Origin of the sequence: Herbaspirillum autotrophicum, from assembly GCF_001189915.1 — a bacterium.
Taxonomy (GTDB): domain Bacteria; phylum Pseudomonadota; class Gammaproteobacteria; order Burkholderiales; family Burkholderiaceae_D; genus Herbaspirillum; species Herbaspirillum autotrophicum.
Genome location: NZ_LFLS01000018.1, coordinates 79,902 through 103,867, shown reverse-complemented (window position 1 = coordinate 103,867; position 23,966 = coordinate 79,902). Strand labels below are relative to the sequence as shown.

The window sequence follows — 23,966 nt, the reverse complement described above, 5'->3', positions numbered from 1 at the left end:
ATCCTGATGCAAGGTTGACTCACCATGGCAAATTTTAAAATCGGTATTCTCGGCGCCGGCATCGGCGGACTGACTGCTGCCATCGCATTGCAGCGCGCCGGACATGAAGTGGTTGTCTATGAACAATCGAAACAATTCTTGCGCGTCGGCGCCGACATCAATCTGACACCGAATGCCGTGCGCGCACTCGACGGTCTCGGCATTCAGGAAGCCGTGCGCCGCACTGCCGCCCGTCCTACGCACCGCATCAGCCGGACCTGGGACAGCGGTGAAGAAACCTCGCGGCTGGCGATGGGCGACACGGCCGAAGAAAAATACGGCGCACCGCAACTGACCATCCATCGCGCCGATTTGCTGGCGGCACTGGCAGAAGTCTTCCCTGCCGAACAAGTCCGCTTCGGCAAGCGCGCCGAACAGATCACCGAAGGTGCCGACGGCATCACGCTCAAGTTCACCGATGGCAGCAGCGACCGCGTCGATGTACTGATCGGCGGCGACGGCATCCACTCGGCAGTACGCACGGCGATGTTCGGTGCCGAAAGCCCGCGCTTTACCGGCGTCGTCGCATTCCGTGCCGTGATCCCGGCCGGGCGCGTTGCCAACGTGCCGAATCTGCAAGCCTTCACCAAATGGTGGGGCCCGAATCCGGAAAGCCAGATCGTCACTTTCCCGCTCAATCGCGGCCAGGATATTTTCATCTTCGCCACCACCGCGCAGGAAAGCTGGCACCTGGAATCGTGGACGACTCAGGGCAGCGTGCAGGAATTGCGCGACAGCTATGCCGGCTTCCATGACGATGCGCGTGCCTTGCTGGCGGCTTGTGATGAAGTATTGAAGACCGCCTTGTATGAACGCGATCCGCTGCCGTACTGGTCCAAGGGCAACATGACGCTGCTCGGCGACGCCAGCCATCCGATGATGCCATTCATGGCGCAGGGTGCCGGCATGGCAATTGAAGATGCCGTGGTGTTGGCGCGTTGCCTGCAAGACGTCAGCGATATCGCCGACATCCCCGGCGCATTGCAGACCTATCAGGCATTGCGTCTGGAACGTACCAGCAAGATTCAGATCGGCTCGCGCGGCAACAACTGGTTGCGCGAAGGCGGCAATGCCGACTGGGTGTACGGCTACGACGCCTGGAGCGTGCCGCTGAGCGCCGCCACTGAAACTGCAACGGCAGCGGTGTAAGCCATGAGCGAACTTCAGGCAGCGCCGGAAACCATGTTGCTGACGATTGTGCTCAAGCACGATCAGTCAAAGAATCTGGCCGATATTCAGGCGCAGATGAAGCAGGTTGACTGGTGGGAGCGTTTTCCCATCGAAGGTTCGCGCGTGGTGTCGTGGACCGTGGCCATGGGGCTGGGGCAGATTGTGACGCTGGAACTGCCGCCGTCATTGCTGCCGCTGGTCAACGTCGAACTCGAACGTTCTGCCTGGGGCGTGTTTCGCACCGAATGTTATCCCACTTACGATTTTGTACCTGTGCGTGAGCGTATCCGCGAACGCGTTAGAAATGGAGGCCAGTAATGAGTGCAGCAAGCCAGGAAGTTTATCTCAATCCGCATCAGGCGCGACGCCGTCAGCCGACCCAGTATGAAGATTTGCTGGGCGATACCATCGAGCGCGCCTACGCCGCCGGCATTCACGATTTGCCGGGACTGGTGGCGCAACTGAATCGCACCGGGCCGAGTTGCCCGCATAACGGCGGGGTCTGGACCGAAGCCGTGTACCAGGAAGAAATCGCCCGCCTGGCCGCGTGATCCTACGCCGCCCAGCCAGTCAATTTTCAGGAGAATATGATGAGAACGACAGCCAATGATCCAGTCGATGCGGTACTCGCCGCTGGATTGAAAGATTTGTGGTATCCGATTTGCCCGTCCGATTTTGTGGCCGAACGTCCGGTCTCGCTGCGCCGTCTGGGGCGCAAGTTCGTGCTGTGGCGCGAAACTTCAGGCACGTTGCACGCACTGGAAGATCACTGCCCGCATCGCGGCGCGCCGCTGTCGATGGGAATCGCACTCGGTGATCGTATCGCCTGTGGTTATCACGGCGTGCAAGTGCGCTTTGACGGCGTCGTCACCAGCGTGCCCGGCAGCCCGGGCTGCAAGCTGGAAGGCGCCAAGGCGACACGGTCGTTCCATGTGACCGAAGCGGCCGGCGCAATCTTCTTGTACAACTCCACCCACGATGTCGCGGAACCGCCGCCGTTGCGCTTGCCGGAACAATTGACCAGCGACGAGTATTCGAATTTCCTGTGCTACACCGAATGGAAAGGCGACTACCGCTACGTGCTGGACAACGTCATGGATCCGATGCACGGCACCTTCCTGCACAAGCAGTCGCACTCGATGGCCGAAGGCGATAACACGGCAGCCTTCCGGGTCAGTGAAACCGATCTCGGCTTCGTGTTTGAAAAAGAAGGCCAGCGTGACGTCAACTTCGACTGGACCGAATGGGCCAGTACCGATCTGCACTGGATGCGTCTGGCAATTCCTTATCCGAAAACCGGCGGCCCGGGCGGCAGCTTCTACATCATCGGCAGCTATACCCCGATCACCGAAAACGTGGCAGCAGTATTTCACTGGCGTTGCCGCAAGCTGACCGGCTGGCAGCGCGACACCTGGCGCTTCCTCTATCGCAACCGTCTGGAAGCGCGTCACTGGGCGGTGCTGGAGCAAGACCGGGTGGTGCTGGAATTGATGGAACCGGATGCCAATCAGCGCGAGATGCTGTACCAGCATGACATGGGCATCGTGCGTCTGCGTCGCCACATGCGCAATCTGGCCAAGGAACAACTGGCCCGTGAAGAGCAGACCGCACAGGCCAGGACGGCATGACGCCGTACGCTAGCGCGAATGCCGCCGCCAAGTCTGTCGTGATGCAGAAAGTGCAGCACGTGCAGACGGACAAGGTTGCCGAACTGGCGACGGCGACCTGGTCGAATTGCCTGCGCATCGGCAATGAAATCAGCATGTCGGGCATGACCGCGCATCCGGCATCGCGCCAGGCACAACTGGACACCTACCAGCAGACGCTGGTGGTGTTGGGCAAAGTACGCGATCTGGTATTGGCGGCCGGCGGCAGTGTGGGCGGTATTTACAAGCTGGTGATTTATGTCCGTGACATCAATGACAAGGATGAAGTCGGACGCGCCCGGCGCGATTTTTTCCAGGCGCCGTATCCGTGTTCGACACTGGTCGAAGTCAGTGCTCTGGTGTTCCCGGAACTGACCGTCGAGATCGATGCGTTTGCCCGTCTCGACATCGACTTGCAACAAGCTGATGTGATGGTTGCGGCCTGACTGTCACGTCATTTTGAAATAGCTTCACTATTTATTTTTCAGCCATGAACAGCTCTCTCATTTCGGTCCGGGTCCAGGCCATGCGCTTTGAAGCGCAAGGCATTCTCAGTGTGGAACTGACAGCGCCGGACGGTACTGCCTTGCCGGCGTTCGCAGCCGGTTCGCATATCGATCTGCATCTCGGCAACGGCGTGGTACGCAGCTATTCATTGTTGAACCCGCCGACCGAGCAGCACCGCTATGTGGTGGGGGTACTCAATGATCGCAACAGTCGCGGCGGTTCGCGTTATGTGCATGAACAATTGCGGGTGGGCACAACGCTGACGATTTCGGCGCCGCGCAATAATTTCCCGCTCGATGAGTCGGCCGCGCATTCGGTACTGATCGCCGGCGGCATCGGTATCACGCCGATCTCTTGCATGCTGAATCACTTGCGCAGCCAGAACAAATCAGCGGAGTTGCTGTACTGCGCCCGCTCCCGCGCCGAGGCCGCATTCTCGGCGACGCTGCTGGCGCAGCCGGATGTCAGCGGCCATTTCGACAATGAACGCGGGGCACCGCCTGATCTCCGTGCCTATCTGGCGAGCAAGCCGCGCGACGCGCATTTTTACTGCTGCGGACCGACGCCGATGCTCAATGCCTTCGAAGCCATTTGCGCCGAACTGGATTTACCCAATGTGCACATCGAACGCTTTGCCGCCGCCGAACAGGTCGACGCCGTGCAAAGCGACGAGTACGTCGCCGAGCTGGCACGCAGCAAGAAAGTGATTTCCGTGCCGGCCGGGAAATCCCTGCTCGACGCTTTGCTCGATGCCGGACTGGATGTTGAACACAGTTGCCGCGAAGGGATTTGCGGCGCCTGTGAAACCAAGGTGCTGGAAGGCGAGCCGGAACATCGCGATGGCGTGCTGAGCAAGAGCGAACGTGCTTCCAACAAAACCATGATGGTCTGCGTGTCCGGCTGCAAGGGCCGGCGCCTGGTGCTGGACTTATAGCGCCCGATACAAAAAATAACGCTGTACCAAGCCCGTGATTGCCCCGGGCTTTTTTTGAGCATGATGATTTTTGTGGAACGTTGATTCATTGGTGAAACAAATGCCGGAAATCGACGCTCGCACCGGCGCGCCTTGAGGGCGAGCCAGACAGGATTCACCTCTCGTAGGCGTGGGGCATATGAGAGCAGTGGACGCGGCGCAGGTCGCGATTATTCGAGGAAGGGAAGTTCCATGAAGAAATTACTGATTGCCATCGCGGCAACAGGGTTGGCGGCGGGCGCGCAAGCGCAGTCCAATGTAACGATCTACGGCAGCATGGACGCGGGCGTGGCCTACGTTAACAACGTCGGCGGCAAATCCGTCATGCGTCTGGATCAGGGCACCATGCAGCCAGACCGTATCGGCTTTCGCGGCAGCGAAGATCTGGGCGGCAACCTGAAGGCCAATTTTCAATTGGAAACAGGTTTCTATACCGATACCGGCGCGCAGCCAGCGGGTGGAAAATTGTTCAACCGCATGAGCGTGGTCGGCTTGTCGGGTGACTTCGGTGCGGTGACGATGGGTCACATGCCCGATATCGTGTTCGATTATGTCGGCAAACTGAGCAACGGCTTTCAACTGACCAACTGGTATCTGTTCCATCCGGGCAATCTGGATAGTCTGGCCAGCACCTTTCAGCCTGACAACGCCGTGCGCTATACCTCGCCGACATTCTCCGGCCTGACATTGAGCGGCATGTATGGCTTCGGCGAAGTGGCCGGCGACAACAGCAAGAGCCGCAACCTGAGTGCCGGCGGTACTTACACCAACGGCGCATTGCGCGTGGCACTGGCGTACTCCAAGCTCAATGATCGTCCGGTCGGTTACGCCGCGCCATTTCTGGGCACCGTCGGCCTCGGCGCGGTCACTACCTTCAGCAGCCTGACCACGATTGCTACCGGCATCGGTTACACCATCGACAACGTTCGTCTGAATGCAGCGTACACCCAGGTCAAACTCGATTTGCCTACCGGCGTCTCGCCGAAGCAAAAGAATCTTGATCTGGGCGCTGCCTGGCGTTATGCCAAGGCGGACACGCTGAACTTCGGTTACAGCTTGTCGAAGCTGGAAGGTTCGCGCTGGAATACCTTCAGCCTGAGCAACGTGCATGCCTTGTCCAAGCGTACCGAGTTGTATGTGCAGGCGGCATATCAACGCGCCGGCGGCGATGCGCAATTTGCCTTCATGAACGGGACCGGTGCTTCCGGTGGTTCGAGCCAACTGGTGACTACGGTCGGCATGCATCACTCGTTCTAAGCAATCTCACCGGCTTGCGCGCCATCCATTGCGGTATTGCATGCAGGCCGGTTTTTGCCGTCCGTGGCCATCACGCTGCGGACGATCCGGCGCAATTTCAGGCTGCATGACGGCCTGCTCAAGAAGAACAACATGATTGCAAAAATCAAGCTTGGAACCCGACTGGGGTTGGGGTTCGGTCTGGTAGTGGCATTGCTGGTCGGTATTACGGCACTGGGTATCCAGAGTCTGGCAACGCTGCACGACGGCACGCAACTGATTGTCAAGAACCGCTATCCGCAAGTGGTGATCGCCAATGACATCGTATTGCAGATCAGCGAGAACGCGATTGCCATGCGCAACATCTTGCTGATCGATGACCGCGACAGCCTGTTGCAGGAAATCAAACGCATTGAAGATGGCGAAAAACAGATTGCCGCCGATTTCAACCGGTTGCAACAGATGCTGTCGAGCGACATGGGACGCAAATCGTTTGCGGAAATCGCCCGTTTGCGCGCGCAATATGAAAAGGGGCAAAAGACGTTTCTGCAAATGGCCGCGACCGGCGGCACCATGGAAGCCTCGGAATTATTGCTGACCACATTGCGTACCGATCAAAAAAATTACATCGATCGCGTCAAGGGTTACATCAAGGGCGGTTCGATCGTGATGGAAAAAAGCAGTGTCGAAGCCACTGACCAATACTACGGCAAGACGCGGCTGATGCTGGCCATGGCAGTGCTGGCCATTCTCAGCGCCTGCGCCTTTGCCTGGAAGATCACACAGTCGATCACCCGCCCGTTGCGGCACGCGGTCGCGGTAGCGCAAAGCGTGGCGGCCGGCCATCTCGATCATCAGGTGCAAGTGCATAGCCAGGATGAAATCGGTCAGTTGCTGACGGCCTTGCAACAGATGAACGGCAGTCTGACCACCATCGTCTCGGAAGTTCGCACCGGTGCCGATACCATCGCTACCGCATCGGCCGAAATCGCCAGCGGCAATCTGGATTTGTCGGCCCGTACCGAACAGCAGGCGGCGGCGCTGGAGCAGACCGCGTCGGCGATGGAGCAATTGACGTCCACCGTCAGACAGAATGCCGACAATGCGCAGCAAGCCAATCAACTGGCAGCGACCGCATCTTCGGTCGCCACCGACAGCGGCAACGTGGTGGCGCAAGTCGTGACCACCATGGCGTCGATCAGCGCCTCGTCGAAGAAAATCGTCGACATCATCGGCGTCATCGATGGCATTGCCTTCCAGACCAATATCCTGGCATTGAATGCATCGGTCGAAGCCGCCCGCGCCGGTGAGCAGGGCCGGGGCTTTGCGGTAGTCGCCAGCGAGGTGCGCAGTCTGGCGCAACGCAGCGCTGCCGCCGCCCGCGAAATCAAGCAACTGATTGCCGATTCGGTAGCCCAGGTGGGCAGCGGCAGCGAGCTGGTAACGCAAGCCGGCGCCACCATGCAAGACGTGGTCGACAGCGTGCGCCACGTCAGCAATATCGTGGCCGAGATCAGCGCCGCCAGTCAGGAACAGAGTCAAGGTATCGGTGAAGTCAATCTGGCGATTGCCCGCATGGATGAAACCACGCAAGAGAATGCGGCACTGGTAGAACAGGCCGCGGCGGCGGCGCAGTCATTGCAGGATCAGTCGGCGGGCCTGGCGCGCGTGGTCGGGGTATTTCGTTTGCAGGGCTAGCCTGAACATGATTCGCCTGCGGGCGGAGATGCCGGACCGGCGGTCTCAGCCGGCGAAGAACGGCAAGACTTCTGCCAGCAACGCCTCGGGCGCGTGTTCCGGAATATAGTGGCCGCAATCGAGCGCTTTGCCGCTGACCTTGTCGGCCAGTGCCTGCCATGCGCTGAGCGGCGTAAAACATTGCTCGATGACGCCTTGCCGGCCCCACAGCACTAATGTTTCACACTGGATTTTTCTGCCATGCGCCAGATCGTCACGCTCATGTTCCAGATCAATGCTGGCGCTGGCGCGATAATCTTCGCAGATGCCATGGATGGTGGCGGGATCTCGCAGACAACGCAGGTATTCGTCATAGGCTTCCGGCGTGAATGGCGTCAGGCCGGCACTGCGGCTGCCGATGGTGTGTTGCAGATACAGCTCGGGATGCGAACCGAGCAGCGTTTCCGGATAGGGCGCGGGACGAATCAGGAAGAACCAATGGTAATAAGCGGTGGCGAATTCCCGCGAGGTTTGCTCATACATGGCCAGGGTCGGCGCAATATCGAGCAATACCAGCTTGCGCACAATGGCCGGATGATCCAGCGCCATCCGGTACGCCACCCGGGCGCCACGGTCATGCCCCATCACAAAGAATTCGCGGTAACCCAGTTGTGCCATCAGTTCCAGCTGATCCTGCGCCATGGTGCGCTTGGCGTAATTGCTGTGATCCGGCAAGCCGGCCGGTTTGGCACTGTCGCCATAGCCGCGCAGATCAGCGGCGATCACGGTGAATTGTTGCGCCAGCTGTTGCGCCACCTTGTGCCAGATGACATGCGTCTGCGGATGGCCATGCAGTAACAGCAGCGCCGGACCATTGCCGCCACGCAGATAATGGATGCGGGTGGCATTGACTTCGGCAGTAGCGCGGGTAAATCCTGTAAACATGCATGGCCTCTTGTTCGTTTGCTGTCGATGCGGGTCATTGTAGCCGCGTTGCCGCCGCCGTGTTTTCCCGTCCTGCGGGCGTTCTTGTTACGTTACACGTAACGTCGCATCCACGTTTCGGGAACATCACGAAAACCTGTTGCGGATTCTGTGTTGTCATCCTTAGTCATTGATTATTAAAGACTTTTTCTGTTTTTGATAAAAGGTGAAGCACCCCGTTTCCCCCGCTTTTTGACTGGCACGCGACTTGCCATATTGATGTCATGAAGCCGCTCAGGGTGAGCGTCGTAAAGGGGAATATGATGATCAACAAGCCAAGTCACAACATGTTTTGCGCTGCTGCTATCGCTGCCGCTTTTGTCCTCACCGGTTGCGCAGGAGGCGGCGGATCGACCGGCTCCAGTCTGGGCGGTGGCGGCAGCAGCGGCGGTACGCCAACCACGACTAGCGGCACCACACCGACCGGACAAGTTGCCGGCGCCACCGGCAATATCGTGACTGCCACCGGCACCACCGTTTCCGGTCTCGGCACCACTGTCGCCAGCCTGCCGGTATTGAGCCCGGCCACCACATCGAGTCTGGCTACTACGGTGGCGGACACCGGCGGCATCATCAGCACACTGGGCAATGGTCTGAGCAGCGGCCTCGGACAAATGGGCAAGGTTGACGATCCGGTCGGCATTACCGTCGCCAATACCGGCAACGTGGTCGGCAAAGTCGGTACCGTCGTGCAGGACGGCGGCGCCGTGGTCGCCAGCCTCGGCACTGGTCCGTTGTCAGCACTGGCACCGGTGACCAATACCGCCGGCGGTCTGGTGACCAAAGTCGGCACCACGGTCAGCTCGCTGTCGGCACCGCTGACTACCGCGTTGTCTACCGGACCGGTACAACAAATCACGCAAACCGTCAGCCATGCAATTGTGCCGCTGACCAGCCAGGTCACAACGCTGACCCAAAACGTCGGTGGCGCGACCGGCCTCGGCAAGCCAGTCAACAACTTGCTGATCACCTTGGGTCAGCAAATCGCTGGCACCGGTGCTACCGTGACCGGTTCCAAATTGCCGGTGATCGACAGTCTGGGCCGGGTGGTAACAGCGACCGGTAACACCGTGTCGATTGCCGGTGTGGTGTTGTATGACAAGGGTGATGGCACCGGCCTCGGCAGCTTGCTCGGCGGTATCGGTGATGGCACTGCCGGCGGCACCGATCCGTTGAGCGGATTGCTGGGTGGTCTGACTGGCGGTCTCAATGGCGGCATCGGCGGCAGCACTGGCGGCAGCAACATCCTGGCCCCGGTAACCGGCTTGCTCGGCAGTCTGGGCGGCAGCATCACCGGCGGTGTAAGCGGTGGCACCAGCGGCGGCAATATTCTGGCCCCGGTGACTGGCCTGGTGGGTAGCCTGACCGGCGGCCTGACTGGCGGTACCACAGGCACTGGCAGCGGTAACGTGCTGGCACCGGTAACTGGTCTGGTTGCCGGCCTGACTGGTGGCATCACTGGCGGTACAAGCGGTGGCACCACTGGCGGCACCAACATACTGGCACCCGTCACCGGTTTGGTTGCCGGCCTGACTGGCGGTGTGACAGGTGGCGTCAGCGGTGGCAGCACCGGCGGCATCCTGGCACCGGTAACCGGTCTGGTCAGCAGCCTGACCAGCGGCCTCAGCGGATCGGCTGGCGTGGGTGTCGGCGCCGGCGCCAGTGGCAGCACCAGCAGCAATGGCTCGGCACTGGCCCCGGTAACCGGTTTGCTCGGTGGCTTGCTGGGCGGTGGCAAGAAGTAAGGATCGCCGGTAACCGACGGCAAATGCAAAATGCCCCGATCAGCAAGGTCGGGGCATTGTCATTGTGAGGCTGGCAGATACGGATGCGGTAGATCCGGATACGTTAGCGATGTGATTCAGGGCAAGCAACGGAGAGAGCAAATGATGATCTTATTCAGCGACTTTTTTCTTCTTGCGCTTGCGTTTCTTTACCGGTTCTGCGGCAGCAGTCTGTACCGTCAGTGCCGGCGACTCGGCCTGACCGCCTTCGAGCGACTGAATCTTGTTTTCCAGCGTAGTGAGCTGGGTGCGCGCGGTTTGCTGTTCGGAGGACAAGGCGGCCACTTGCTGGCGGTTTTGATCTTGTTGCTGTGCCATTTTTTCTTCTTGCTGTTTGCGTAGTGCCGCGTCATTTTGCAAGGCGCTCAAACGGCTGGCTTTCTGCGCAATCTGTTTTTCGGTAGCCTGACGTTCCGCTTCCAGTTTGATGCGGCGAATATCAGCGGCAGCCATGCGTTCGGTTTCCGCCATTTGTTCGCGATACGTTTGTTCGGCCCTGGTATCAGAAGTCATGCGCAACACACGCCAGAAATTCTTTTGCTGAAACGAGGCGATGTAATACGTCATCTCTTCAGAATTGAACAACAGACTGGTGCCGTAGGGGCCGTTGTAGGCAGTTCGCAATTCGACGACGCGCTGGTTTTTGATCAGGGTTTCCAGTTCGGCAATCGTGATCTTGTCGGTGCCGTCGGCGTCCGCAGCAGAAATGGCGGTCACCGGTTTGCCATCGGCTGCGATGGAGATGCCGTTGATGCCGCCGGCGGCGATCAGCAGACTCAGTGCGATGGTGTGGCGCAGGCGCAGCAGCTTTGGTGTCATCTGGTTTCCCGGTAACAGTGGCAGTAATGATGAAACGGATTGGCGGCACACCCTATGCTAAGCGATCTAATCAAGTTCTCCCAGCAATTCGGCATCGGTGTCGACAATCTGGAACTTGCGCATTTTTTCCCACAATACCTTGCGGCTGATGCCCAGGTAGTTGGCGGTATCTTGCCGGCGCCAGTTGTTGGTGTCGAGTGCCTTGACGATGCGGTCACGGTCGGCCATGTCCCATTTTTTTCTTGGCAGCGGCGGGTCCGACGTATCTTCCCGCATTTCCTTGAGCAAGGTGAATACGCGGTCGATGGCGCCGCGTTCCCAGTCGCCGAGCTGGCGATGAATGATGAGGACGCGTTCGGCAATATTGCGCAATTCACGCACATTGCCGACGAAGCGGGTTTGCGCCACCATTTGCAGCAACCAGTCGGGCGCTGCCGGTACTACCTCGCTGTCTTGCGTCTGCTTCAGCATGGCGTTGAAAATCGCAATCTTGTCGGCAGCGCCGCGCTCTTCCAGATTCGGCACGCGCAATTCGATGACGGCCAGCCGGTAATACAGATCGGCGCGAAACATTTCCTGTCGCACCAGTTCCCGCAGATTGCGGTTGGTGGCGGCGACCAGACGGAAATCCAGATTGACTTCGGTAGTCGATCCGAGTTTGGTGACCTTGCTTTGCTCCAGCACCCGCAACAGTTTGACTTGCTGATACAGCGGCAAGTCACCGATTTCATCGAGGAACAGGGTGCCGTTATCGGCTTGTTCGAAATAGCCCTTGTGCGCGAACATGGCACCGGTAAACGCGCCTTTGGCATGGCCGAAAAAATGCGATTCGAACAAGCCGTCGGGAATGGCGCCGCAATTGACCGCCACGAACGGCCCTTTGCCGTAGCGGCTGTGACGTTCATGCAGCAGACTGGCAACACGTTCCTTGCCGACCCCGGTTTCGCCCACGATCAAGACATTGGAATTGCAGTCGGCAAAGGCTTCGGTTTCCGCCAGCAAGGTCCGCATGATGTCCGATTGCGCAATGAACGGTTCGGCCGCCGCCGAGGTCGCCGCGCTCGACCGCAACTCGCCGGCCAGCCGAAATACCAGCCGGTGCAATTCGGCGCAGGTGAAATCGAGCATCAGAATATGCGAATACTCGGGTGGGTAGACGCGCGAATCAAATGCACGCGCCGCTTCCGCGACCCAGATCACCGGCATGCCATGCGCTCGCTGCCAGTCATCGGCACTGAAGCCGGCACTGTCGATCACGGTCACCGAGATGACCGCAATCGACAGTGAGGGGCCGTTCTGCTCGCGCGTCATATCGATATTGTCAGCGCGGATGACGTCGATCTCGAAGCTGCCGAGGCAACGTGCAATGCGTTCGGCGATATCGGACTTGCCTTCCCACACATAGACATCGATGCTTTCCTGTAGTCGCTTGCTTTTCATTACGTTCTCTCACAACTGAAGGTTCATCTGCACGGTATTGTCGGCATGCGTTGCAGATTCGGAAGGCAGCGGCAAATCCTGCGCGCTGCGGGCGGTCGATAACAGATTGCGGATATCCACCAGTTTTTCGTAAATGTTGAACATCAGGATCAATAACTCATTGAGCAGACGCCAGACCAGCAGCGCCAATATGGTCGAACCGAACACCATCAGCGCGCCGGGGCCAGTTTCCGAATTCGCGCTGGAAAACAGGATGCCGATACCGGCGCTGATGATTGCCACCAGGCCGATCCAGTAAATCAGTTTGATCAGCAGCGGTGCGATCAGATGATCGAATGCGAGTACCGGCATGATTCGGGAAAGTACAGTCGTGTGCGCGGTCATGACAGCTCCATAGTCGAGAGTAAATGCATCAGTAAGCCAGTGAGACGGTGGTACCGCTGCTGCAATTGAGATCGATCAGACTGACATCGACCAGACCCAGTTGCAGGCCGAGCAGCGTACTGAGTTGCGTCGCCAGCGCATCACCGACTAATTTTAGAATTGGTTGTAGTACATTGACTACCATGCCGAGCAGGGTCAGCAGCAGATTGCTGATGGTGGTGCCGTTCTTGGTCTGGCTGCCGCCTAGCTCGTTGCTCAGTACGCACTGGTTGTAATTTCCGCTCAGTGCGCAAGCAACATTCCCCAATAAATTACCGAGCAGATTGACGACGCTGGTCAACAAGCCGCCCACCAGATTGCCGACCGAACTCAGCACGCCGGTAACCAGCGTGCCCAGCGAATTGGTGAGACTGGCGTTATTGATCACACTGGTGACAAACGTCTGCAACACCGATGCTGCGGTATTGACCTGGCCGACGGCATTGTTCAGTGCACCGCCAACCGCGCTGACGGAACTCAGCAGATTTTGGGCCAACGTTGCGTTGGTGACGGTGCCATTGCCGCTGGTTTTCGATTGATTGAACAGGGCTGAAATCAGATTGGCTAGCACGCCGTTCATCAGATTTTTAATGGTGGTAGCTAGATCCAAGGGGTTGCTGCCGATGGTCGCGGTCTGGCCCTTGATCAGCGTGACGCTGCCATTGTTGGGCAAGGCCGCAGCCGAAAAACTGGTGTTGACGGTCAAGGCGCCGTTGAGCAGATTCACCATCTGCGTCGGCCCCAGGCCGGTGGTGCACGTGGCGGCGGTCGAAAAGATCGAAGAAGCGTTGATGGCGCCGGCGCACAGTTTGAGTATCGGTGCCTGCACTGCAATGGTGGCGGTGTCGTTGGTCCCCGATTTGACGGTGCACATGTCGGTGATGGTGCCAAAGCCGTCGACCACATCGATCACCATCGGAATATTGACCGCCAGCAAGCCGGCATTCAGTAAATTGCTGTTGATATCGGCATATACCCGGACCTGCGAGGTATAGGCGGTGGTGCCGATACCGCCGATGCCGATCGAGGGCGGTTCGACCAGGCCGATGCGCAGATCGGAATTGAGCAAGCCGGGGATATTGACCGGCGTGATGACATCGGCGAAACGATGACTGTTGGCGACGCCGATGCCGGCAGTGATCAGTTCCAGCGCATTGATGCTGGCAGTCAGCGCGGCCTGGCCGTTGGCGGCATCGAGCAGCGTGAACAGACCGCGGCCACTGGCATCGCTAAGCAACTTGACCGGCAACAGCAGTTGACCGGCCTGAATTCCCAGCAGATTGACCAGGTTGGTTTGACCACCGACCGTGGTAATCGCACCGAGCAAGGTCGACAACGGGCAGACCCCGGCATTGCAAGCCGGGGTGCCGGCCTGAATGATGGATTTGATGGTGCCGACATCGGCCGTCAGGGGTATCTGAAATCCGAGTGCGGCCAGCAGCCCGCTGGAACTGATGCCGACATTGGCCAGACCGCTGTAGCCGACGGCGCTGGCGTTGATATTGGCGCCGAGTACGGTGAGCAGACCGGGTACCACGCCGCCGTTGACTTGCAGCAATCTGGAGCCGACCGAAAATACCGCATTCGGTGCCGATACTGCCACCTTGGCGATGGACGAGGCGTTGACTTGACGTGTCACCCAGATACCGAAGAAGCTGCGATAGCTTTGCGTCAGGGTGACGCTGATGGCATTCGGCATCGGTTGGCCGGTGGGCGTGACGCCGCCGGCATAGACCGAATAGTAGGGCGCCGTGGTATATACCAATGGATCCCAGCGCCCGCAATGGGTCACCGTGGTGCCGCTGAATTTGTTGGATTGCACGGCATTGCCGGTGGCTACCGCGAATGCCTGGGCGCAGGTATTGCCGGTCACCATCTTGCCGATTTGCTGAGCGCCGGACAGCGCCGCCATATCTGCCGTCTTTTGCAATTCCCGTTTCTTGTAAAACAGATAGCCGATATCGATCGAGGCCAACAGGATCACTGCCAGCGCCAGAAAGATTGCCGTCATCAGTACCAGCGCACCACGCTGCCGCTGATGCCGGCCGCGCCCGGCGTGCGGCACGCGGGTGAGCATGACTGACAAGGCGGAGGAGGGCTGTGTCATATCGGCCTCGTTACTGTCCGGCCGGTGAGGCGGTGTTGGTCCTGACCCGGCTGCCGAAGAACTCAGGAATCTTGTTTTTGAAGCTTTCCTGATAGCGCAGCCAGCTGGCTTGTGCGGTAGCGCCCAGCATCGGCAAGGCGGGGCCGGCGGCAGTGCCGTTGACCTGGGTTGCCAGCAATGCCTGAGTCGCGTCGCCAACACGTACCCGCGCCGGTTTTTCGGTTGTGGTGGTATCGCTGGCGGCAACCTCGGCGGCAGGTGCGGCGGTTTCTTGCGCGGCTGCCGGCAACGCCCAGCAGGCAACAACCAGCATGGCTGACAATGACAGGGTGCGGTTCTTCATGGCGGTCTCCCGGACAATGCTATTTGACGGTGGCGAAACGTTCCAGCACCGACGGTGAAAGTACCGTCGGCCGCTGCGCAACCGTGATGGCGACGCTGTCGCCGTGACGCGCGATGATGTCGTCAGCCAGCGAAAAAATGGCGGCTCTGACGTTGGCCGGCAACTTGGCCTGTTCCATCAGCTCGCGTGCTTTCGGGCCATCGCCCGAGACCAGCAACAGCAACGCCAGATTGGCGATGGCTTTGCGGTTTTCCGGTGCCAGTTCGGCGGCCTGTGCAATCGGGATGCGGGCGGCAGCACTGTTGCCGCTTTGCAGCAGGGCATAACCGAGGTCGCCCAGCATGGTGGCATCGGTGGGTTGGCGGCGTACCGCTTCACGCAACGCCGTGACCGCTGCCACATAGTCATCATGCCGCGCGGCCAGCAATCCCAGACCATGCCAGGCGGCAGCTGCTTGCGAGGTCCCCAGCAATTGCCGGTAGGCGGTGTCGGCTGCGGCATCCTGTCCGGTTTCGCGCAAGGCGTCGGCGCGCAGGCGCAAGATCTCCGGCGATGTTCCGTACAGTTGCAGATAGGCTTCGACATGGGCCAGCGAGGCAAAATACAGCGAGCGATCCTGCATGGTGCGGATCATGTCCAGATACACCATCTGATTATCAGCCTTGGGGGGAGCCTCTTCCAGTTGCTGACGTTGTTGCGCCGCTTCATTCTGTTGCGCATAGAGACGCGCTGACGGCGCGGCACAACCGCTGATCAGAAATACCATGGCCAGCCAGAGAATGGATGCAAACCGTAATGTCTTCATGTCCTATCCCCCTATTTTTGATAACGCACGAATGATCGCCAGAAAACCGGAGCCACCGGTAATGATCAGCAGCGATGGCAACAACGTCAGCACCATGACACTGGTCATCTTGACGGTCAGCTTGCCGACCTTTTCTTTTAGGTATAGCTTGCGGCTTTCGCGGATGCGTTCGCCGAATTGTTTCAACGGTTCCTGCACGGCGCCGCCATATTGCGCAACCTGCACGATCAGCCGTGCGGTGGCGTGCAATTCCTGATTGTCGAATACGCTGGAAAAGCGCTTGAGCGATTGCTCGCGGGTGCGGCCGTTCATGTATTGGCGCGAGGCGATTTCAAGTTCCTTGCTCAGAATCGGCAGGGCATTGAAAAATTCGTTCTGAACCACGTGCAGACTTTGATCAATCGACAGGCCGACACCTTGCAGCAGGCGCAACAGGTCGATGAACAACGGCAGTTCTTCGGCCACTTTGCGGCGGCGGGCGGCGGCGACCTTCAGCATGAACCATTTGGGACTCATATAGCCGGCGGCCAGTCCGCAGAAGGCAATCGCCAGCAGCATTGCGCTGCTGCTTACCGGCGCCAGCAGCCACAGCAATACCGGCAGCAGCGCGCCGAGTGTCAGGCGCGCAATGAAGAACAAGGTTTTACCCTGATTGTCGTTGACGCCGCACTGATCCAGCAGCTGGCGGTCGTCTTCCGCCACCAGCTGGCGTCCCAGCGGGGTCTCCAGCCAGCTCGAGCAAGCGGCAATCAAACGCTCCCGCCAATGCAATGGCGCGGCGTCATCGGCCGGCTTGGCGGCCCGTTCCTGTTGCTCGATCAGTTGATCCAGAATCCGTGCCGAGCGGCTGCGACGCCAGCTCTGCGCCAGCAGAAAAACGCCCCCGAACAGAGCGATCAGGGACAGCAACAGCAAGCCGAGGATGGTCAGGGATTGTAGTGTCATGTCAGCTCTGCACCGATTTTGCGAGTCGATACAACCACCATGCACCGATCATTTCCAGCACGGCGGCACCTATCAGCATTTTTTTTCCGATCGGGTCTTGCAGCATCTGCATGAACATGTCGCTGTTGAAAATGATCATGAAGATACCCAGTCCTATCGGCAGCAGCGCCAGCATCCATGCCGACAATCTGATCTCGGCCGAGAGCGCCAGCAATTCCTGATAGGCATATTCGCGATCCCGCATGAAGGCCGCAATCCGCTCCAGAATCATGTCGGCGCGGCCACCAAAGCGCAGCGCAATGCCGATCACCGCGGCGACCAGTTCCAGTTCCAGCAGACGAAAGATGCGCGCTTCCTGACTCAATGCATCTTCCAGATCGAGCCGTGCCTGCACCAGCGAGTTGGCGCGCTCCAGCAAATCGCGCAAGGGCGGCTCCACGGTCAGCAGTGCAGCCTGGAATGCCGACTCCAGACTGTTGCCGATGGATACCAGACGCACCATCGAATCCAGGAAATCCGGCAACTGATGCAACATGCGTTGATGCCGGCGTACCGCCTTGAGCCAGTAACGGAAGTAGGTCAATACGACATACAGCACCAGCACCCCAAGCATCGACAGGAAACTGCCGAACAGGAGCGCTGCCGCTGCCAGGCAGACGCCGGGCACCAGCAGTTGCAGTATCAATTTGCGATCCGGATCGATGCCGGCGTGCAGGAAAAAGTGCCGCCACTGTTGCGCACCGCGTCGTGGCGCGATCAATTTTTCCTGCGACTGGGCAGATTCCGGCACGACTTCCTGTACGGCATTTCTGAGCTGGGTATCGACGAAGGTGGCAATCGCTTCTTGTTGCCCCTGCAACTGCACGCTGTGCCACAACAGCAGCGCAATCGCTACCAGCACCAAGGCGCTGGCGCCGAGCAACAGTACCAGCGGCGACATCAGCGACGCTCCGGCCGGTGGCTGCCAGCCGTTCCCGACAATTGCCGGCGGCGTTGCAGTTTGGGTGAATGGGGCTGGATGCCGAGCGCCACCCAACGGTCCTTTTCCTCGCCATCCTGGCTGTTGAAGCTTTCGTGGCGAAACAGTTCTTGCGTGGTGATGATGTTGTCGCCGACGCCGGTGACTTCGGTAATCGAGACGATGCGGCGCCGGCCGCTCGACAAGCGGCCGATCTGCACGATGAAATCGAGCGCACCGGCAATCTGCCGGCGCAAACTGCTTTCACTGCCCTGAAAGCCGGCGAAACCGGCCAGCATCTCGATCCGGTGCAGGCATTCGCGCGGGGTGTTGGCGTGGATCGTTGCCATCGATCCGTCATGGCCGGTATTCATGGCTTGCAGCATTTCCAGCACTTCGGCACCACGCACTTCACCGACGATAATGCGGTCGGGACGCATGCGCAGACTGTTGCGAATCAGATCGCGAATGGTCACCACGCCATTGCCTTCATAGCTGCCGATGCGGGATTCCAGGCGGACCACGTGCGGATGATTGAGCGACAGTTCCGCAGTATCTTCGATGGTCACCACGCGCTCGTTCTCGGGAATGAAGAACGCCAGGGCATTGAGCAGCGAGGTCTTGCCGGAACTGGTGCCACCGGAAATCAAGATATTGCAGCGGGCTTTTACCGCTTCTTCCAGCAACCCGTAGAGATCGTCGCTGAGCGTGCCCAGATGCAGCAAATCGACCGGCTTGAGCGGATCTTTGCGGAATTTCCGGATCGACACCATCGGTCCGTCCACCGCCAGCGGTTCGATCACGACGTTGAGACGACCGCCATCGGGCAAGCGTGCATCGACCATCGGATTGGATTCATCGAGGCGGCGTCCCAGCGGTGCCAGAATGCGGCGCACGATGCGCAGCAGATGGCTGTTATCGGTGAAACGCAGTACTTCCCGTTCCAGCACGCCGTTGCGCGAGACAAAGACATCGTTGTAGCCGTTGATCAAAATGTCTTCCACCGCGCCGTCGGCCAGCAAGTCTTCCAGCGGACCGAGGCCGGCCAGTTCCTTGGTCAGGGCGTCGGCGATCTGGCGCACTTCATCCTCGTTGAGCGGAATGCGCCGCAAGCGCACGAAGCCGTCGACATCCAGATTGACGAATTGCTGAATCGCCGAACGCGACCAGCGTCCGAACTCGGCCCCCAGTTCTTCGATCCGGGTCAGCAAGTTGTCGTAGGCGGCAGCCTTGATATCCTGGAATTTCTGGGTATTGCTGAAGGCTTGATCCTGCTCGCTAAATTCGGTTTCTTCATTCATCACGGACTACCTCTCAGTGAATGCCTGCTGCGTCAGCGGGCGGTACTGCCGATGCAATGACTGCCGGTTTACGAACCTTGCCGGGCAAAAAAATGCGGCAGCCAGTAAGTCCAGTTCTTGCGTTCGCCGACGCCGGCAACCGGGGCCGAAATCTTGTGTGCCAGTTCCAGCACGGCACGCACATACGGATCGCGTGGTGCGACATCGTGCAGCAGGCGACCTTGACTGGTGCTGCGCATCAGTTCCAGCGTGCGCTCCGGCACCACGCCGGACAGATGCAGATCGAAGCGTTGCGCGATTTGGGCAGACTCCATGCCGAACCGCGGGTCATAGCGATTGACCACCAGATGCAGCAGGCGGCGGTCAACCTGATTTTTTTCAAGGTCTTGCAACAGCGGCGGCATGGAGACCAGCGCGCCGACACTCTGGTCGGTAATCAGCCATACCTGATCAGAAACAGAAGCAATGCGGCTGGTGAAGATGCGATCAGAGAAGCCGCCAAGATCGACGATCAAGACATCGAAATAGGTACGCAGACGCTCCAGCAATGCGACCGAATCTTCCTGCGCCAGGGTGCGCATTTCCGCTGCGGTTTGCGGCAACGACAAGACCTTGATGCCGTTGCGGCTGCGACCCAGCGCGGTATGGATCAGCGTGGCGTCGAAGCGGCGCAGATTGCGTACCGCGTCGGCGAAATGAAAGCTGCTGCTGACATTCAGATAGACCTGGCCGTCACCGGCCGGCAGTCCGAGGTCGAGCAGGGCGACGCGATCCTCGGTGGTGCCGGGCTGCTGCGCTTCGGATTGCGGATGATCGGTTTGCAGCAGGTCGGCCAGATGCGCCGCCAGTGTGGTGGTGCCGACGCCGACGCGGGTTCCCAGCAAGGTCACCAGCCGGCCCCGCTTTTCCGGCCCCTGACCGAATGGCCGGGTCAGGATTTCCGCTACCGTATTGCGCGCTTCTTCAGGCGGCGAGGCGACGTCGATGAAATAATGGATGCCGGCGCGCAAGGCTGCTACCGCTCCTTCCGGAAAACTGATGCTGCCGACCGCGACCAGCGGCAAATCCGGAATCGTCTTGTGCAGTTCACGCGCCAGTTCGACGGTTTCGGCAATCCGTGCTGCGCTGTCGTTACCGGAAAAATCGAGCAGTATCAGGCGCGGCTTCAAATCGCCGACCCGCTGCAGCAGCAACGGCAACAGCGCCGGTTTCTGATACTGGATATCCCACTTGCCCAATGTAGTGTTGAGCCATTGCAAATAGTGATCGCTGGCGGCAACGAACAGAAATTTGCTTTCGTCGTTCATGGTGTTCATGCTGCTTTTTCGCTTGTCTATGGCTTGTTCCACATGTCCCTCCCGTATTACCTGGAAAATCCTGGCAAATCATCTTTGCTGCTGATACCCATCAGATACGAACCCCAGGCGTTGCCGGGTGAATTGCGTCGCTCTTGCTTCTCGCCGGGCAACGGCAACGGTGTATCTTTGGCAATCGGACGTATCAGATGCGGGGTGACGATGATCACCAGTTCCTTTTCATCTTGTGAGTAAGTCATGCTGCGAAAAAATGTGCCGATGATCGGCAGATCGCCGAGAAACGGCACTTTGCTGACATTGGAACGCGTCGTGCGCGATACCAGCCCGCCGATCACGAAGCTTTCGCCATCCCCGAGTTCCAGCGTGGTGTCGGCGCGCCGGGTAGTGATCGCAGGAATCGACACGCCTTCGCTGACGATGGCATTGCTGTAGTCGATTTCGCTGGCTTCCGGCGCCACCTTCAATGCGATGCGGTTGGCGGCCAGTACGGTCGGCGTGACGGTCAGGCCGATACCGAACGGCTTGTACATGATGGTGGTGGTGCCGAGCCCGCCGGCCACCGGAATCGGCAATTCGCCACCGGCGAGAAAGCTGGCGCTCTGGCCCGACAACGCGGTCAGTGACGGCGACGCCAGCACCCGTGCCAGTCCGTTGCCTTCAATCAGGCGCAGACTGGCGTTGCGGTTGCCGGATTTATTGCCGACCGTCAGATTGAATGCCGAGGCAATCGGGGTGGTGACGTTGCTGTTGGTCAGATTGCTGACCAGATTGAAGTTGAAACCGCCGGCGACCGCATTGAACAAGAAGTTGAAGCCGGCTTCCTTGAGTGCGGACTTGCTGAATTCGACAATCTTGACGTCGATTTGCACCACCGGACTGGTGGCGATGGTGGCGGTATCGACCAATTTCTTTTCGCCGGCGCTTTCCATCGCGGCGCTGGTGGTGGCGACGTGCGACAGCAGCGACGGCGACTGCCCGCTGATCACGGCGGCGTCACCGGCGACCTGCACGCTGGCGCCGGTTGGCGGATTCAGTGTCTGCAAATTGCTCAGGACGGTTACCCGGCTGGTGACGGCCGCACCGTTGCCGGACCAGATGGTCAGGGTGGTGGTGCCGGGTTTTTTGCCCACCAGCATGACAGCCGATTTCTGTTTGTGCGAAGGCCGCAAGATCACCACATCGGCAATTTCCGGGTCTGCTACGGCGATGCGCTCCAGCGTCGACGGCACATTCAGGTTGCGTTGTTCCTTCAGGCCCAGCGTGATGCTGGCCGGTTCCGCCTGCGCCGGTGTCAACATCAGCATTTGCATCAGCATCCAGGCACCGAGTGCGAGGCACAGCTTTGCAAGTAATTTCATATGCCGGCTCCGGTAACAGAAACTGGTTTCAGGCGTGGTGCGGGTCGTATCGCCGCGCGGGGTACAGGTCATGCATGTTTTCAAAACGGCACCGCTTCCCGTTGCGTACCGCGCACCACCTCAATGGTCGAACGTGGCGATGAAGCGCGCGCCGAGGTATTGGCCCGATATTCGGGCCGGGCCCGGGCCGGTGTTGCATCACCCGCCCATGACGGCAGGCCGACGCCGGCGAAGGCCTGATTTTCCGGCGTGGTGATGGCTTCTTGCTGGGCGCGCGTCAGGCCGCCTTTGACGTTCAGCAATGTGGCCGGACTGGCAAACAGGCTGGCATCGGCAACCTGCTGGTCGGCCGGCGAGCGCAGCGCCAGTACCAGGCGTCCGTTATGCGCTGCCAGCAACAAATCATTGACCTGGTTGACCGGTGTCGCCAAGACGGCGGTACGGGCGGCGACCGGGGCTGGCTGCACCAGACCGTTCTTGCCGTTATCGGTGTTTGGTTCACCGACGGCTGTCGCGCCGTAGGCCAGCACCCGTTGCCGCGATGCCAGCAGACGTGATTGCCCGCGATTGATTTCCGGCCCCTGACGCAAGGTGAAAAACACATCGACGTAATCACCGGGTTCGATCCGGTTGCCGGCGCCGATGACTTCATCCACGGCCACCGCAATGGCGCGTTCACCGGGCGCCAGTGTCAGCGCCAGACCATGGCGCAGGCCGGTTTCCATCACCATCGCGCCGGCGGCGATATCGATGCTCGGCACCTTGCCGATGACGTCTGCCGGCGTTTGATACGTGCCGGGTGCACCGGCTGGAAAATTGAGCACGGTGACATCACTGGCTGCAATCGGTTTGCCTTGTTCCAGTTTTGCCGCTGCCACCACCACCGGGTATTGCGCAGCGGGTACCACGGCGCCCCCCGGGGTTGCCGGGCGGACGATCACCGGCGGCGGCCGGCTGCCCAGCCACCACGCCAGCGACGCCAGACCGGCAGCTGCCAGCACCAGCAGCACGGCAATCCATTTGCCTATGTTGTTCATGGTGTTCCTTTGTTTTGTCCGGGCTGCCGTTTCAATCCAGTTGCACTACCGCGGTACTGCTGAGCTGGGTCGGTACCGCTACCCGCATCAGACCGCCCAGCAACAGCGGCACCAGCGGATTCTGTCCATAGTTGGCATAGGTGACCGTCGCCGTATAGCAGCGTCCGGTGACGGCGCCGCCGTTGTATGGGCAAGTGGCGGCGATGGTGCCGCTGAAACTGAGCCGGCCATTGAGCCAATAGGCGGTGCTGCCGTTGCCGAGCGCGGCATTGCGGGCATTGGTGGTGCGCAGGGCGTCGGTGGCCGCATAACGCAGCGCGGCACGCGCACCTTCGGCGGCCGCCATCGTGATGGATTGTTGGGCAATAAAGATCAGGCCATACGTCACGATGGCGTAGAAGACCATGAAAAATAGCGGAAATACGATGGCGAATTCGACGGCGGCAATACCGCGTTGTCGCTGCGGGCTGCGGGTTGTTGCGCAGGCATGTTCTGCATTCATCGTTGCCCCCTTATTTTTACCAATGTTGCCAACTGCTTACCATGACTGCCGCCAGCGCCAGATAGGCTGCATAGGGAATGCCGGCGCGGCCATTCCGGCGCTCTATCAGACGCTGATAAAAAGCGCTGTACGTCACCTGCTGTGCTACCTGACCCAGACGCGGCAACAGTGTCAGTACCTGGCGCCGTTGCAGATACCAGACAATGGCGTGCATACCGGCCAACAAACTGGCGATCAGCCACACCGGTATCAGTGCTGCCGGCCCGAGCAATACACCGAGCACGGCAAAAAATTTGACATCACCGGCGCCCATGGCACGAAAAGCATAGAGCGGTACAAACAGCGCCAGTCCGATCAGACCACCGGTCATGGCATCGGCCGCACTGATGCCGCCGATACCATGACCGGTATAAAGCATGCCGCCCGCATGCGCTGCCAAGGCTGCCAGCAGCAGTCTGTTGGGCACCCGCCGTACACTGACGTCATAGACGAATACGGCGCTACACAACGACAACAGCAGGCCCATCCAGAATATCAATGAGAAATTCTGAGCGTGCATCATGCTCTGCGAACGCAACGACAACAACGCCGGTCGT

The 23,966-nt window shown here is 59.5% G+C and carries 24 protein-coding genes; 9 read left to right on the top strand and 15 right to left on the bottom strand.

Going from position 1 to position 23,966, the window contains the following annotated elements; translation table 11 throughout:
- Nucleotides 1–24 precede the first annotated feature (24 nt).
- The 8 genes from AKL27_RS15270 (at nt 25) to AKL27_RS15235 (ending at nt 7,269) form a co-directional block, all read left to right on the top strand.
- Nucleotides 25–1,188 (top strand): FAD-dependent monooxygenase, encoded by a 1,164-nt coding sequence (locus AKL27_RS15270; RefSeq protein WP_050463706.1) that lies wholly within the window; start codon nt 25–27, stop codon nt 1,186–1,188.
- Between the two features lie 3 nt (nt 1,189–1,191).
- A complete protein-coding gene (locus AKL27_RS15265; protein WP_050463705.1) occupies nt 1,192–1,527 on the top strand; it encodes a hypothetical protein in 336 nt (111 codons plus the stop codon).
- Nucleotides 1,527–1,760, top strand: coding sequence for a recombinase-like helix-turn-helix domain-containing protein (locus AKL27_RS15260; RefSeq protein ID WP_050463704.1), 234 nt, complete (start codon nt 1,527–1,529; stop codon nt 1,758–1,760). The genes AKL27_RS15265 and AKL27_RS15260 overlap by 1 nt, the downstream gene beginning before the upstream one ends.
- Before the next feature lie 39 nt (nt 1,761–1,799).
- Nucleotides 1,800–2,837, top strand: a complete 1,038-nt coding sequence (locus AKL27_RS15255; RefSeq protein ID WP_050463703.1) for an aromatic ring-hydroxylating oxygenase subunit alpha — start codon at nt 1,800–1,802, stop codon at nt 2,835–2,837.
- Entirely contained in the window at nt 2,834–3,301 is a 468-nt protein-coding gene (locus tag AKL27_RS15250) for a RidA family protein (RefSeq protein WP_232311002.1), read from the top strand. The genes AKL27_RS15255 and AKL27_RS15250 overlap by 4 nt, the downstream gene beginning before the upstream one ends.
- Before the next feature lie 44 nt (nt 3,302–3,345).
- Nucleotides 3,346–4,296, top strand: a complete 951-nt coding sequence (locus AKL27_RS15245; RefSeq protein WP_050463702.1) for a PDR/VanB family oxidoreductase — start codon at nt 3,346–3,348, stop codon at nt 4,294–4,296.
- Between the two features lie 231 nt (nt 4,297–4,527).
- Entirely contained in the window at nt 4,528–5,592 is a 1,065-nt protein-coding gene (locus AKL27_RS15240; RefSeq protein ID WP_050463701.1) for a porin, read from the top strand.
- 132 nt (nt 5,593–5,724) lie between these two features.
- Nucleotides 5,725–7,269: a methyl-accepting chemotaxis protein gene (locus AKL27_RS15235; protein WP_083439079.1), complete on the top strand. Its 1,545-nt coding sequence runs from the start codon at nt 5,725–5,727 to the stop codon at nt 7,267–7,269.
- 45 nt (nt 7,270–7,314) lie between these two features.
- On the opposite strand, the gene AKL27_RS15230 is transcribed toward AKL27_RS15235, so the two are convergent.
- Nucleotides 7,315–8,193 (bottom strand): alpha/beta fold hydrolase, encoded by an 879-nt coding sequence (locus AKL27_RS15230; RefSeq protein WP_050463700.1) that lies wholly within the window; start codon nt 8,191–8,193, stop codon nt 7,315–7,317.
- A gap of 302 nt (nt 8,194–8,495) precedes the next feature.
- On the opposite strand from AKL27_RS15230, the gene AKL27_RS15225 reads away from it, so the two are divergent.
- Nucleotides 8,496–9,977 (top strand): collagen-like triple helix repeat-containing protein, encoded by a 1,482-nt coding sequence (locus AKL27_RS15225; RefSeq protein WP_050463699.1) that lies wholly within the window; start codon nt 8,496–8,498, stop codon nt 9,975–9,977.
- Between the two features lie 150 nt (nt 9,978–10,127).
- On the opposite strand, the gene AKL27_RS15220 is transcribed toward AKL27_RS15225, so the two are convergent.
- From AKL27_RS15220 to AKL27_RS15155, 14 genes are all read right to left on the bottom strand, one after another.
- Nucleotides 10,128–10,835 (bottom strand): DUF2968 domain-containing protein, encoded by a 708-nt coding sequence (locus AKL27_RS15220; RefSeq protein ID WP_050463698.1) that lies wholly within the window; start codon nt 10,833–10,835, stop codon nt 10,128–10,130.
- Nucleotides 10,836–10,901: 66 nt separating this feature from the next.
- Entirely contained in the window at nt 10,902–12,275 is a 1,374-nt protein-coding gene (locus tag AKL27_RS15215) for a sigma 54-interacting transcriptional regulator (protein WP_050463697.1), read from the bottom strand.
- Nucleotides 12,276–12,284: 9 nt separating this feature from the next.
- Nucleotides 12,285–12,659, bottom strand: a complete 375-nt coding sequence (locus tag AKL27_RS15210) for a DUF4282 domain-containing protein (RefSeq protein WP_050463696.1) — start codon at nt 12,657–12,659, stop codon at nt 12,285–12,287.
- A gap of 28 nt (nt 12,660–12,687) precedes the next feature.
- On the bottom strand, nt 12,688–14,805 hold the full coding sequence (locus AKL27_RS15205; protein WP_083439073.1) for a pilus assembly protein TadG-related protein: 2,118 nt from the start codon (nt 14,803–14,805) through the stop codon (nt 12,688–12,690).
- A 10-nt stretch (nt 14,806–14,815) separates the two neighbouring features.
- Nucleotides 14,816–15,148: a DUF3613 domain-containing protein gene (locus tag AKL27_RS15200; protein ID WP_050463694.1), complete on the bottom strand. Its 333-nt coding sequence runs from the start codon at nt 15,146–15,148 to the stop codon at nt 14,816–14,818.
- A 19-nt stretch (nt 15,149–15,167) separates the two neighbouring features.
- On the bottom strand, nt 15,168–15,953 hold the full coding sequence (locus tag AKL27_RS15195; RefSeq protein ID WP_050463693.1) for a tetratricopeptide repeat protein: 786 nt from the start codon (nt 15,951–15,953) through the stop codon (nt 15,168–15,170).
- A gap of 3 nt (nt 15,954–15,956) precedes the next feature.
- Nucleotides 15,957–16,898, bottom strand: coding sequence for a type II secretion system F family protein (locus tag AKL27_RS15190; protein WP_050463692.1), 942 nt, complete (start codon nt 16,896–16,898; stop codon nt 15,957–15,959).
- 1 nt (nt 16,899) lies between these two features.
- Nucleotides 16,900–17,838: a type II secretion system F family protein gene (locus tag AKL27_RS15185; RefSeq protein ID WP_050463691.1), complete on the bottom strand. Its 939-nt coding sequence runs from the start codon at nt 17,836–17,838 to the stop codon at nt 16,900–16,902.
- Entirely contained in the window at nt 17,838–19,157 is a 1,320-nt protein-coding gene (locus AKL27_RS15180; protein WP_050463690.1) for a CpaF family protein, read from the bottom strand. Before AKL27_RS15180 ends, AKL27_RS15185 begins: the two co-directional genes overlap by 1 nt.
- Nucleotides 19,158–19,225: 68 nt before the next feature.
- Complete coding sequence (locus AKL27_RS15175; protein ID WP_050463689.1) at nt 19,226–20,473, bottom strand: AAA family ATPase; 1,248 nt, start codon at nt 20,471–20,473, stop codon at nt 19,226–19,228.
- A 47-nt stretch (nt 20,474–20,520) separates the two neighbouring features.
- On the bottom strand, nt 20,521–21,831 hold the full coding sequence (locus AKL27_RS15170) for a type II and III secretion system protein family protein (RefSeq protein ID WP_083439078.1): 1,311 nt from the start codon (nt 21,829–21,831) through the stop codon (nt 20,521–20,523).
- 80 nt (nt 21,832–21,911) lie between these two features.
- Entirely contained in the window at nt 21,912–22,868 is a 957-nt protein-coding gene (gene cpaB, locus AKL27_RS15165; RefSeq protein ID WP_050463688.1) for a Flp pilus assembly protein CpaB, read from the bottom strand.
- A 31-nt stretch (nt 22,869–22,899) separates the two neighbouring features.
- Nucleotides 22,900–23,370, bottom strand: coding sequence for a TadE/TadG family type IV pilus assembly protein (locus AKL27_RS15160; RefSeq protein WP_050463687.1), 471 nt, complete (start codon nt 23,368–23,370; stop codon nt 22,900–22,902).
- 16 nt (nt 23,371–23,386) lie between these two features.
- Complete coding sequence (locus tag AKL27_RS15155) at nt 23,387–23,932, bottom strand: A24 family peptidase (protein ID WP_157056939.1); 546 nt, start codon at nt 23,930–23,932, stop codon at nt 23,387–23,389.
- Between the last annotated feature and the right edge of the window lie 34 nt (nt 23,933–23,966).

Excerpts from the sequence above, each read along its gene's own strand:
- AKL27_RS15270 (WP_050463706.1), top strand. The coding sequence starts at position 25 with ATGGCAAATTTTAAAATCGGTATTCTCGGCGCCGGCATCGGCGGACTG.
- AKL27_RS15260 (WP_050463704.1), top strand. The coding sequence starts at position 1,527 with ATGAGTGCAGCAAGCCAGGAAGTTTATCTCAATCCGCATCAGGCGCGA.
- AKL27_RS15155 (WP_157056939.1), bottom strand. The coding sequence starts at position 23,932 with ATGATGCACGCTCAGAATTTCTCATTGATATTCTGGATGGGCCTGCTG.
- AKL27_RS15205 (WP_083439073.1), bottom strand. The coding sequence starts at position 14,805 with ATGACACAGCCCTCCTCCGCCTTGTCAGTCATGCTCACCCGCGTGCCG.
- AKL27_RS15195 (WP_050463693.1), bottom strand. The coding sequence starts at position 15,953 with ATGAAGACATTACGGTTTGCATCCATTCTCTGGCTGGCCATGGTATTT.
- AKL27_RS15265 (WP_050463705.1), top strand. The coding sequence starts at position 1,192 with ATGAGCGAACTTCAGGCAGCGCCGGAAACCATGTTGCTGACGATTGTG.
- AKL27_RS15225 (WP_050463699.1), top strand. The coding sequence starts at position 8,496 with ATGATCAACAAGCCAAGTCACAACATGTTTTGCGCTGCTGCTATCGCT.
- AKL27_RS15185 (WP_050463691.1), bottom strand. The coding sequence starts at position 17,838 with ATGTCGCCGCTGGTACTGTTGCTCGGCGCCAGCGCCTTGGTGCTGGTA.
- AKL27_RS15160 (WP_050463687.1), bottom strand. The coding sequence starts at position 23,370 with ATGAATGCAGAACATGCCTGCGCAACAACCCGCAGCCCGCAGCGACAA.
- AKL27_RS15245 (WP_050463702.1), top strand. The coding sequence starts at position 3,346 with ATGAACAGCTCTCTCATTTCGGTCCGGGTCCAGGCCATGCGCTTTGAA.
- AKL27_RS15220 (WP_050463698.1), bottom strand. The coding sequence starts at position 10,835 with ATGACACCAAAGCTGCTGCGCCTGCGCCACACCATCGCACTGAGTCTG.
- AKL27_RS15170 (WP_083439078.1), bottom strand. The coding sequence starts at position 21,831 with ATGAAATTACTTGCAAAGCTGTGCCTCGCACTCGGTGCCTGGATGCTG.
- AKL27_RS15175 (WP_050463689.1), bottom strand. The coding sequence starts at position 20,473 with ATGAACACCATGAACGACGAAAGCAAATTTCTGTTCGTTGCCGCCAGC.
- AKL27_RS15210 (WP_050463696.1), bottom strand. The coding sequence starts at position 12,659 with ATGACCGCGCACACGACTGTACTTTCCCGAATCATGCCGGTACTCGCA.
- AKL27_RS15240 (WP_050463701.1), top strand. The coding sequence starts at position 4,528 with ATGAAGAAATTACTGATTGCCATCGCGGCAACAGGGTTGGCGGCGGGC.
- cpaB (WP_050463688.1), bottom strand. The coding sequence starts at position 22,868 with ATGAACAACATAGGCAAATGGATTGCCGTGCTGCTGGTGCTGGCAGCT.
- AKL27_RS15215 (WP_050463697.1), bottom strand. The coding sequence starts at position 12,275 with ATGAAAAGCAAGCGACTACAGGAAAGCATCGATGTCTATGTGTGGGAA.
- AKL27_RS15235 (WP_083439079.1), top strand. The coding sequence starts at position 5,725 with ATGATTGCAAAAATCAAGCTTGGAACCCGACTGGGGTTGGGGTTCGGT.
- AKL27_RS15190 (WP_050463692.1), bottom strand. The coding sequence starts at position 16,898 with ATGACACTACAATCCCTGACCATCCTCGGCTTGCTGTTGCTGTCCCTG.
- AKL27_RS15255 (WP_050463703.1), top strand. The coding sequence starts at position 1,800 with ATGAGAACGACAGCCAATGATCCAGTCGATGCGGTACTCGCCGCTGGA.
- AKL27_RS15200 (WP_050463694.1), bottom strand. The coding sequence starts at position 15,148 with ATGAAGAACCGCACCCTGTCATTGTCAGCCATGCTGGTTGTTGCCTGC.
- AKL27_RS15230 (WP_050463700.1), bottom strand. The coding sequence starts at position 8,193 with ATGTTTACAGGATTTACCCGCGCTACTGCCGAAGTCAATGCCACCCGC.
- AKL27_RS15250 (WP_232311002.1), top strand. The coding sequence starts at position 2,834 with ATGACGCCGTACGCTAGCGCGAATGCCGCCGCCAAGTCTGTCGTGATG.
- AKL27_RS15180 (WP_050463690.1), bottom strand. The coding sequence starts at position 19,157 with ATGAATGAAGAAACCGAATTTAGCGAGCAGGATCAAGCCTTCAGCAAT.